At 54.8% G+C, this 2,575-nt stretch carries 2 protein-coding genes; one reads left to right on the forward strand and one right to left on the reverse strand.

Annotation, left to right across the window (positions count from 1 at the left end; all coding sequences use genetic code 11):
- Positions 1–110 precede the first annotated feature (110 nt).
- Positions 111–1,520 (reverse strand): hypothetical protein, encoded by a 1,410-nt coding sequence (locus ACLP2E_RS05815; protein ID WP_442465400.1) that lies wholly within the window; start codon positions 1,518–1,520, stop codon positions 111–113.
- A 167-nt stretch (positions 1,521–1,687) separates the two neighbouring features.
- Between ACLP2E_RS05815 and ACLP2E_RS05820 the strand changes: the two genes are divergently transcribed.
- On the forward strand, positions 1,688–2,209 hold the full coding sequence (locus ACLP2E_RS05820; protein ID WP_442465401.1) for a hypothetical protein: 522 nt from the start codon (positions 1,688–1,690) through the stop codon (positions 2,207–2,209).
- The last annotated feature ends 366 nt before the right edge of the window (positions 2,210–2,575 follow it).

Genomic DNA, 2,575 nt, shown 5'->3' on the forward strand with positions numbered 1-2,575 from the left:
ATGCCGGCGTCCAAAAACCTGCACAGTTGCGGACGTTCCCCGGGCAAGCTCCGAACGCGTTTGTCACGCCCCCTGCGGACTTGCTCGCGGTGCAAGCCGAACAACCTCTGTCAGGCTGCCCCCTTCATTGCCTTTGCCCGCGCGAGAAGCGCGCGCATTTGATCAATCTGGCCCCGGTCGAAGCCTTTGCCGGCAAATCGGTCGAACCAAAGCGACTGCTTCTCCATAAACCGCAGTTTGACTTCCAGATCGGTGATTAAATCCGGCGCAAAAAACATCGTAAAGTTCCCAGCCGCCATTGTAGCGATCTTCGCCAATTCGCTGAGCGTGGGAATGAGAGACATTTCGGCGAAAAAGGGTCCGCAGTGTGCGTCGCCGCCAGCAACGGGCTGGAGTAACTGAAAGCCCTGATAGCTAGCGTGTGCGCCCAGATTGCACAGAATTTTGTAATGCTCCGCACGTTTTCGCTCCGTAAATCCATCTCGATCATCTAGGAATTTGCGAATCTCAAAGGCGCTGAATGTTTTATTTCTGTCGACCTCCGAGCAAGCCTTCCAATCCGCGATCATGTTAGAGTTGGATTTGAGGTAATCCAGAAGGAAGGACACTTCAAGCAAATCACGCTGAATCATGACAGAGCTTTGACAATAACCAGACAACATGTTGTTTACGGCGGTACCGCAATCGTTGAACAGCCTAATCCCGAGAAGCTGAATGACAAGCTGATCTTCACTGCGGTGATGATATTGTTGAGCAAAATACTGGATCAAATCCATTGAGTCTGCGACCATATCGAAATGATGCAGCAGCACATCGGAGGCTTTGATTGCCTCAATGCTTTGGCCCCTCAAAAACTCCTCCCCCTGATGCAGAAGGTTGAAGTTTTCGGGAAAAATCCGCTTGTTCGACGGCTTCCACACGGCGTCCTGAGCCGCGCCTTCCAGCGCCTTGAAGTGCTCCGCGTCCTTAAAGTCGCGAGCAATACGCGCGAGGAACCGTGCTGTGATGAACGTCTCCTGACCGATTGAGGGGCGCAACGACCGGCGGTCAAACTCCTTCTCCTTTCCCGGTTGAAACAGCGAGTGTGCCGTAGCCGGAACGTACTGCGTCGTTTGCTGTTCACCGTCGGCGATGTAGTCGATCGCCGCCGACGTTGCCATGCGATCGTCAGGCGTGCTGTCACCAAGCCTGACCTCCAGCACGCTATGGCACAGCGCCTCGTCGGCGATCGCGGCGGCGAGCGCCGTCGCCAGTGTCGGAGCGCCCGCGAAGGCGTCTTTCTCAACGCCTACAGGCTTCAAGTTCCGAAGACCTATAGCGGTCACCGCCGCAAGGCCTGGTTTGCTCGCGACGGTCGAAAGAATGCCCGACACGATCTCGTCGGCATTGAGGTACTCGGCATTGCGCCCTCGAGCCTTCGACAGGAGGTTGAAGTCACGCAGGAGCTGGAAGCGGGTGACCATCTCAGTGTGGCGGCCCGTTTCGTGGGCGAGCAGGGTTTCAAGCGTTTTCGATTTCATGCCCTGCTCATATCGTTCTCAATCAGAAATGTCTAGTGAGAAATTCGTATTGAAGGGGCGCGGGCAGGAAATTGGAATTTTCTCGATGGGCTTTCGGCCGGAAATCGGGGGATTTTTAGAGATCGCGGACCCGGTGCTATAGGTCGCGTTGATCGAAGGCGATGGTCATGAGGTTTAGGAAGTGGCTGCCGAAATATGATCGGCTAGCGTCTCAGTTCGCGGCGCAGCATTTTGGCGGCTGGGACGGAGTGTTGCGCCTGTTTACGTATATGGACAGGCCTAAGCTTACTTGGGATGGCGACGAAGAGTTTCCACTCGATGTGTACTTTGTTCGCAAGATGGCGAACGAGTACCACGGCTTAGAGCGACATGCTCACCAGTACTACGTCACAGAACAGTATGAATATGCTTATCATCATTGGTTGATGACTGCTTCCTGGCGAAACGAGAATATGCGGATAAGTAATTTCACCGACGATAGACACAAGGCTGCAATCGAACTCGACCTTCGATGCGCGTTCTATAATGAGGCACTGCACGATTGGCACTGGAACAGGTTCTCTGTCAGGAAGACGCTTCCACAGGCATATCATTTCGGCCTCAGAACTGAAATTCTTCAAAGAAAAGACATAAAGGCGAACCGCGAGATCGAAGAAGCCGTTCGAAAGGCGATTGCACGTAACGGATGAATGACGCCGTTGGACAATCGCTCGCTTAAAGCGTGGTTAAGCGAGGGCAGCCCGCGTGCATAAGTGACCGCCCTCTGCGCATCACGAGGGTTTTTCTGGCTCCGCGGAAAGCCCCCTTTGGGCGGATTCCGCGCCTACCGGCAAGGCCCGCTTTCCGGCGCACTTGCACAGTTCGGGTTCGCGATCAGCAACGGACGCTCTACGTCGATTCGTGGCGTTCAAATGGGTCGCCACGAACTGCCGCTCGGGGTCGACTCCGGGCCTCGAAGCGTCAATCCGAGCGGACACCGAATGCAAAAGCTTGCAACGGGCGCCAGCTTCTGATAAACAGGATCCATGCGACCCTGCTTTCATAAAGCGACCAGA

Source organism: Rhodoblastus sp. (assembly GCF_052145335.1).
In the GTDB taxonomy this organism is placed as follows: Bacteria; Pseudomonadota; Alphaproteobacteria; order Rhizobiales; family Beijerinckiaceae; genus Rhodoblastus.